Below are 7,661 nucleotides of genomic sequence, written 5' to 3' on the forward strand. Positions count from 1 at the left end.
GTGAAGGGACTTCACGATCGCGAAAGGAGAGTACCATGGCCGCCATCCACCCCGACAACGCCCGCTCGATCGGCGGGACCCCGCTCGTCCGATTGAACCGGGTCGTCCCCGAGGGGGCGAACGTCCTGGCCAAGATCGAGGGGCGCAACCCCGCCTACTCGGTGAAGTGCCGCATCGGCGCCTCGATGATCTGGGACGCCGAGAGCCGCGGCGTCCTCGGGCCCGGGATGGAGATCGTCGAGCCCACGAGCGGCAACACCGGGATCGCGCTCGCGTTCGTCGCCGCCGCGCGCGGTTATCCCCTCACCCTCACGATGCCCGAGACGATGAGCCTCGAGCGGCGGAAGGTCCTCGCCGCCTTCGGGGCCCGGCTCGTGCTGACCGAAGGGGCGAAGGGGATGAAGGGGGCGATCGCCCGGGCCGAGGAGATCGCGGGCTCCGACCCGTCCAAGTGGTTCCTCCCCGGCCAGTTCGACAACCCCGCGAACCCCGCGATCCACGAGACGACGACCGGACCGGAGATCTGGGCCGACACCGAAGGCGGGGTCGACGTGCTCGTCGCCGGGGTCGGAACCGGCGGGACGATCACCGGGGTCTCCCGCTTCATCAAGAACACCAAGGGAAAGCCCCTCGTCTCGATCGCCGTCGAGCCGGTCCACTCCCCCGTGATCTCGCAGACCCTCGCGGGACAACCCCTCCAGCCCGCGCCCCACAAGATCCAGGGGATCGGCGCCGGATTCGTCCCGAGGAATCTCGACCTCTCCGTCGTCGATCGCGTGGAAACCGTCTCGAACGACGAGGCGATCGCCTTCGCGCGCCGCCTCGCGCGCGAGGAGGGAATCCTCGCCGGGATCTCGTGCGGTGCCGCCGCGGCGGTCGCCGCGCGGGTCGCCGCGGAGCCGGAGATGAAGGGGAGGACGATCGTCGTCATCCTCCCCGACTCGGGCGAGCGATACCTTTCGACGATCCTCTTCGACGGGGTCTACGACGAGGCGGGGATCGCGATCTAGGCCCGGTGCCTGAGCCGATGCTCCGCCCGCCGGATCGCCTCGACCGGCGGACCGCCCCGTGCCCGCTCCTCGCGGAGCACCGAGTGCGATCGCTCGAGGTCCGCGATCGCCGCCGGGATCCCGTCCCCCTGGAACGGCGCCCACGACGCGAAGGCGCGCGCGGCGAGCCAGGCCCGGACCGGGCGCGGCTCCCCGCGAAACGAAGGATGCGCGTCCCGGTCGAGCGCGTCGATCGTCTCCTCCTCCCAGCTCGTGAGCGCGTCCAGATCGACGTGGGTCGCTCCCCTGGCGTCGAGCCCCTCCACGGCGGTCCCGATCGGAACCGGGCGGGGTCCCTCCACCACCGCGAGCGCCACGTCCTCCCGGAAGAGCATCTGCGCCGCCGTCGGGCAGAAGCACGACAACGTCACCGAGATGCCGCGAAGGTCGCGCAGGCACACGCGCGGGAAGTGGCGGCAGGCGGCGGGGAGCGCCTCGGGGCCGAGGTCGCGATGGACCGCGCACCGGTCGTTCTCGCGCAACGGGCAGCCTCCCGCGGTCGCGAGGTCGCCGTCGGCGTCGAGGCGGTCGCGCCATCCCGGACGCCACAACGCGAGCCGCTCCTTCTCGACCGGGATCGCCCACCCCGCCTCGCAGCAGGCCCCGCGATGGCGGCAGGCGTAGTCGGCGTGAACGGACAACCAGCGCGTCACGTCCGGGCTACCAGTACTCCTCGACGTGGATCGTACCGGGCTCCCGCCCCCGGCCGGGGCGGTACCCGCGCACGGTGAGCATCGCCTGCACCTCGCGGATCATGTCGGGGTTCCCGCACAAGAACACGTCGGTCCGCTCGGGGTCGAGCTCGACCCCGCTCTCGCGCTCGATCGCGCCCGTGGAGATCAGGTGCTGGATGCGTCCGGTCAGGCCGACGAAGTGCGGGTCGCGATCGGGGCGCGTGATCGAGGGCAGATACGTGAGGTTCGGCCGGATCCGCTGCAGGCTCTCGAGCTCGGCGCGGTAGCCGAGGTCCCAGCTGTAGCGCGCGCCGTGCAGCACGACGAATCTCCGCTCGGCATCGTGGACGAGGGTCGTGCGGAGCATCGACATGTACGGCGCGAGCCCCGTGCCCGTCGCGATCATGGCGACCGCCTTCCCGGGGGCGACCCGGTCGAGCGTGAACGTCCCCACCGCCTTGCTCGAGAGGTACAGGCGGCTTCCGTGCCGGAGGGCGAACAGCCGCGGAGTCAGGACCCCCGAGCTGACGAGCGTGAGGAAGAACTCGACGTAGTTCCTCTCGAGATTCGAGGACGCGATGCTGTAGGCGCGCTTGACGAGTTTCCCCGGCTCGGAGGGAGGCTCCTCCGCGTCGGCCTCGTCGACGCGGGGCTCGCTTCCCAGAAGCCCGAGCACGGTGTATTGCCCCGGTTTGAACGCGGGGGGCAGGCCCTCGTCCGGGCGCACGCGAAGCACGCGCAGCTCCGGGTGGATGTCCTCGCGCCCGACCACGGTGGCGTTGTACGCCTCGATGCGATCGACCCCCATCGGCGTCCCCCGTGTCCCCGTCCTCACTTGTGCAACAGGCCCGCCACGATCAGCAGGGCGATCAGGACGCCGACGAGGCTCTCGCCGGCGATCAGCCCCGAGCTGACGGGAACGACGTACCGGTCGGCGAAGGGGCGGGCGCGACGGCGCAGGATCTCCGCGACGAGCGCCCCCGCGAACATCGCGATCCCGTTGCTGCCGGGGATGACCATCGCGATCCCCAGACCCGACGGCGACGGCATCCAGGGCTTCAGCCCGGAGGGCGCGAACTTCTCGAGGAGCGCGAGCGCCACGCCCAGGGCGAGCCCCACGCGGATTCCCGTGCGCGCGGCGCCGTCGAGCGACCCGATCCCCTCCGCGAACGCCTTCGAGACCCCGGCCCAGACCAGGCACGACGGGGCGGGCCAGGCCTCGCCTCCGAGGACCGACGGATCGGGGATGATGAGGTTGAAGGCGGGGACGACGATCGCCGCGCCGGCGGCGACGCCGAACATCTGGGCCCAGAACTGCGCGCGCGGGCTCGCCCCCAGCAGCCACCCCGTCTTCAGCGTCGTCAGCAGGTCGGCGGCGTGAAGGCCGATCCCTCCGGTGACGTTGGCGCTCATGATGTTGCCCGAGAGGTTCCCGGGCGTGATGACGCCGTAGAGCAGCTGCGTCACCGGCCCGAGCGCCTTGGTGGGCGTGATGTCGGTCTCGCCGGTGACGCGCGCGGCGACGAACCCCATCACGATCGCGAGCGGCACCGCGATCACCCCCGCCCACCAGGGGATCTGGAACAGCCAGGTCATCAGCAAGACCACGACGGGCCCGAGGACGACGAATCCCGCCGGGAACCACCATCCCGGGCACTCGATCGCGTCCATCGGATCGGCGTCGGCCCTGCTCCCGCCGCCGAACAGGTTCGCCATCCCCGCGAACGAGCGCGCGACGCTGCGCCAGTCGAGCGCGAACGACGTCAACCCGGCGGCGACGAGGATCGCCGCGCCGGGCCACACCGTCCACCCCACGATGGCCTTGTAGCTGACCTCCGCGACGAGGCCGCGCTCGACGAGCGACGGGGCCAGGACGCCGTAGGTGAGGAGGCTCCCGAGGAGCATCGACCAGCCGGTGCGGAAGCTCATGATCGCGCCCGCGCCGACCAGGATGACCTCCGTCTTCATCGAGAGGGTCCAGTCGGCGAGCGGCCTGCCGCCGATCTCGAACGGGATCTTCAAGGAACCCGGGAGGTTCGGGTACGGGATCCAGTCCGCCTTCGCGTCGCGCAGCCACGCGACCGCCGCCGCGAAGACCGCCCCGTACCCCAGCGCCTTCGCCTGCCGCGACCCTTCGGTCGCCGCCTCCTTCCCCTCGCCGTGGATCGCCTTCAGGGTCTCCGCGGTCGCCGTCCCGGTCGGGTAGGCCAGCTGTTCCTTGTTGATGAGCTGCCGCTTGATCGGAATCGCCGCGAAAACGCCGAGAGCGGCGATCGCCCCGAACCAGAAGATCATCGGAATCAGATCGGGGCGCACCGTCGTCACCATGAGCAACGCGCCGAAGGCCGCCATGTTCCCGCCGCCGGTCATGTACCCGGCGCCGGAGGCCACGGTCGTGAGCGCGTTGTTCTCGAGCGCGGTCAGCGGCCGCCGGCTCAGGCCCGCGGCGCGCATCGCGCCGAACAGCGAGAACGCGAGGATCGCGGCGGTGATCGTGACCCCCATCGACCATCCCGTCTTGAAGAAGACGTAGAGGTTCGACAGGCACATCACCCCGCCGATCAGCATCCCGAAGACGACCGCGCGGGCCGTCAGCTGCGGGACGCCGGGGCGGAAGGTGTCGCGCAGCCAGCGGGTCTCGACGTCGTTGCCGTGGGGTTCCATCGCGCGGAGTCTAACCTTGCGGGCGCCGCGCCGCGTCGCCGATCATGGAGCCATGCCCACGAAACGCGACGCGACCCCGACTTCGCTGGACCGCTCGAAGATCAAGGTGGTCCTCCTCGAGGCGATCCACCCCCGGGCCGCGGAGCTGTTCCGGTCCCGCGGCTACACGAACGTGGTGGAGGTCGCGCAGGCCCCGGCCGGGGCGGCGCTCGGCCGGGCGGTGGCGGACGCGCACGTCGTCGGGATCCGGTCCCGCACCCAGCTCACCGACGAGGTCCTGCGCTCGGCGGACCGGCTCCTCGCGGTCGGGTGTTTCTGCATCGGCACCAACCAGGTCGCGCTCGACGCGGCGCGCGACCGGGGGGTGCCGGTGTTCAACGCACCGTACTCGAACACCCGGAGCGTCGCCGAGCTCGTCGTCGCGGAGATCGTGATGCTGCTTCGCGGCATCCCCGAGCGGAACGCCCTCGCCCACCGCGGCAGCTGGAAGAAATCGCTGGACGGGGCGCGCGAGGCCCGGGGCAAGACGGTGGGCATCGTGGGGTACGGACACATCGGAACGCAGGTCGGCGTGCTCGCCGAGGCGCTCGGGATGCGCGTCGTCTTCCACGACATCGAAACGAAGCTCGCCCTCGGGAACGCCGCTTCCGCGAAGGGGCTCGACGACCTGCTCGAGCGCTCGGACGTGGTGACGCTGCACGTCCCGGAGACGGCCCTGACCCACCGGATGATCGGCGCGCGCCAGCTCGCGCGCATGCGCGAAGGTGCGGCGCTGATCAACGCGTCGCGCGGCACGGTCGTGGACCTGGATGCCCTCGCGGCGTCCCTCGAGTCCGGACGGCTCCGCGGCGCGGCGATCGACGTCTTCCCGGCCGAACCGGAGGCGAACGACCAGCCGTTCGAGTCGCCCCTGCTCCGCTTCGACAACGTGCTTCTCACGCCGCACATCGGCGGGAGCACCGTCGAGGCGCAGGAGAACATCGGGATCGAGGTCGCCGAGAAGCTGATCAAGTACTCGGACAACGGCTCGACGCTGACCTCGGTCAACTTCCCGGAGGTCGCCCTGCCGGAGCACGCGGGAAAACACCGGCTTCTCCACGTCCATCGGAACCAGCCCGGGGTGCTCGCGCAGGTGAACGAGGTCTTCTCCCGGCGCGGGGTCAATGTCGCCGCCCAGTACCTCCAGACCACGAGCCACATCGGCTACGTCGTGATCGACTTCGACGCCGGGGGGCGCCAGGGGAGCCTCGCGCTGAAGCGGGAGATGGCGGGCGTGGCGGGGACCATCCGCACGCGGATTCTCTACTGACCGTTGCCTTTGCCGCACCGCGCAGCTAACGTAGACACGTACGTCCGGAGGAGCCCGACTCGTGGATCTTCGTGCAACCTTGCGCCGCATCGACTGGCCCATCGCGATCTTCCTCGTCGCCTACCACGCGGCGCTGATCGTCGGGCTCCCCGTCTACTTCGCCCGCAACACGCCGTCCCCGGGCGTCGTCGTCGCGGCGCTCGTGCTGCTCGTCGTCACCGAGATCGGAATCGGAGCGGCGTACCACCGGTTCTACGCGCATCGCTGCTACAAGATGAACAAGGCGGCGGAAGCGGTCCTGCTCTTCCTCGCGACCCTCGCCTTCCAGGGAAGCGCGCTGAAGTGGTCCCACGACCACCGGCGGCACCACGCGCACGTCGACACGGACGACGATCCGTATTCGATCAAGAAGGGGTTCTTCTACGCGCACATGGGCTGGTTGTTCTACAAGACCGCGCCCATCGACCCGCGACTGGTGCGGGACCTCGAGCGGAACCGGCTCGTGATGTTCCAGCACCGCTGGTTCGTCACGCTCGGCGTCGGGGCCAACGCCGCGGTTTGCGCGATGGTCGGCGCCGCGACGGGAGACTGGCTGGGATCGTTCACCCTGGTGTGGTGGACGCGCCTGCTCGCCTCGCACCACCTCACCTGGTTCATCAACTCGCTCGCCCACACGTGGGGCTCGAAGACCTATTCGCGGGAGCACTCCGCCGTCGACAACTTCGTGATCGCGTTCCTGACGGTGGGCGAGGGGTACCACAACTACCACCACACCTTCGCGTCGGACTACCGCAACGGGGTGAAGTGGTACCACTTCGACCCGACCAAATGGACGATCTTCCTCCTCAACAAGCTCGGCCTCGCGAAGGACCTTCGCCGCTTCAGCCGCGAGACGATCGAGCGACGGCTTCTCGAGGAGGACCGCCGCCTGCTGCTCGACCAGCTGCGCACCGTCGCCGCGGCGAAACGCGCCGAGTTCGAGCGGCGGATCCACGAGCTCGCCGACGAGCTCCAGGCCAAGCGCCGCCGGATCGCCCAGGCGACCGCGGAGCTGCGCCAGGCGGGCCGGAACAACGCCGAGGCGCTCCGCGCCGAGGTTCAGGCCCTGCGCGAAGCCGTCCGGCGGGACATGCGGGACTGGTCGCGGCTCTGCGACACGGTGCTTTCGCTCGCGCCCATCGCCGCCTGATCCGGCACTTGACAAATATCGGAGCCAAGCTCTCCGCTTAGGATGCAGAATGAGCCGCGGACCCTGTGAGGGGCTAATAGGAGGCTTGGAAATGAAGAAGGTGTTCGCCGTTCTCGCCGTGTTCGCCGTCGTGGTGGCCGCGGGAACCCTGTTCGCCGAGGACAAGAAAGCTCCCGAGAAGATCACGTATGCCGCGAAGCCGGGCGAAGTGACCTTCGACCACGCCAAGCACGTCGAGAAGGCCAAGGGCGATTGCAAGGCGTGCCACCCCGGCATCTTCGAGCAGGCGCAGGGCAAGCTGGGCGAGTACAAGGCCAGCATGCACAAGACCGCCGAAGCCGAGAAGAAGGCCTGCGGTGCCTGTCACGTCGCCGGCGGCGCGGCGTTCGAGAGCAAGGGCAACTGCGCGAAGTGCCACATCAAGAAGTAACCGATCCGCGACGCGGATCTCGCGAAGGGGCGCCTTTCGGCGCCCCTTCGTGTTTTTGGGGTTGACGCACCCGGACGTTGTGCGGACGCTTAGGCGGTCGGCGGAGTGTGCCCTCCGCCCTCGGGGGGTTGATCCGTGTCGCGTTCCCGCTGCCTCGCCCTTTCCCTTCTCCTGACCACGCTGACTTTCGCCTCACCTTCCCTCCACGCCGCCGTCGCCGATCGCGCTCCGAGCCGATTCGACCGTCTGGTGACGTGGGACGCGGTTTCCGGCCTCGGGATCGTGGCGGAGTCTCCCGAGCAGATCGCGGACTTCGCGGACGGCCAGGCGGGGTGGGCCGCGTTCC

8 protein-coding genes are annotated in these 7,661 nt (G+C 70.0%); 5 read left to right on the forward strand and 3 right to left on the reverse strand.

What is annotated here, in order from left to right:
* Positions 1-35: 35 nt before the first annotated feature.
* Entirely contained in the window at positions 36-1,010 is a 975-nt protein-coding gene (cysK, locus tag VF139_06290; protein ID HEX6850998.1) for a cysteine synthase A, read from the forward strand.
* Here cysK and VF139_06295 read toward each other — a convergent pair.
* Genes VF139_06295 through VF139_06305 form a run of 3 tightly spaced genes read right to left on the reverse strand, consistent with a single transcriptional unit; the run spans position 1,007 to position 4,387 of the window.
* The gene (locus VF139_06295; protein HEX6850999.1) at positions 1,007-1,702 is read right to left on the reverse strand and encodes a hypothetical protein; all 696 of its coding nucleotides are present in this window, start codon (positions 1,700-1,702) and stop codon (positions 1,007-1,009) included. The two genes, cysK and VF139_06295, sit on opposite strands and share 4 nt — an antisense overlap.
* A 7-nt stretch (positions 1,703-1,709) precedes the next feature.
* On the reverse strand, positions 1,710-2,531 hold the full coding sequence (locus VF139_06300; protein ID HEX6851000.1) for a ferredoxin--NADP reductase: 822 nt from the start codon (positions 2,529-2,531) through the stop codon (positions 1,710-1,712).
* Positions 2,532-2,554: 23 nt separating this feature from the next.
* The gene (locus VF139_06305) at positions 2,555-4,387 is read right to left on the reverse strand and encodes an OPT family oligopeptide transporter (GenBank protein HEX6851001.1); all 1,833 of its coding nucleotides are present in this window, start codon (positions 4,385-4,387) and stop codon (positions 2,555-2,557) included.
* A 52-nt stretch (positions 4,388-4,439) separates the two neighbouring features.
* Between VF139_06305 and serA the strand changes: the two genes are divergently transcribed.
* From serA to VF139_06325, 4 genes are all read left to right on the forward strand, one after another.
* Positions 4,440-5,696, forward strand: a complete 1,257-nt coding sequence (gene serA / locus VF139_06310; GenBank protein HEX6851002.1) for a phosphoglycerate dehydrogenase — start codon at positions 4,440-4,442, stop codon at positions 5,694-5,696.
* Positions 5,697-5,757: 61 nt separating this feature from the next.
* Positions 5,758-6,885, forward strand: a complete 1,128-nt coding sequence (locus tag VF139_06315; protein ID HEX6851003.1) for a fatty acid desaturase — start codon at positions 5,758-5,760, stop codon at positions 6,883-6,885.
* 91 nt (positions 6,886-6,976) lie between these two features.
* Positions 6,977-7,315: a c(7)-type cytochrome triheme domain-containing protein gene (locus VF139_06320; protein HEX6851004.1), complete on the forward strand. Its 339-nt coding sequence runs from the start codon at positions 6,977-6,979 to the stop codon at positions 7,313-7,315.
* 135 nt (positions 7,316-7,450) lie between these two features.
* On the forward strand, positions 7,451-7,661 hold a 211-nt coding region (locus VF139_06325), incomplete at its 3' end, for a hypothetical protein (protein HEX6851005.1).

It is taken from the genome of Candidatus Polarisedimenticolaceae bacterium, from assembly GCA_036376135.1.
Lineage (GTDB): Bacteria > Acidobacteriota > Polarisedimenticolia > Polarisedimenticolales > DASRJG01 > DASVAW01.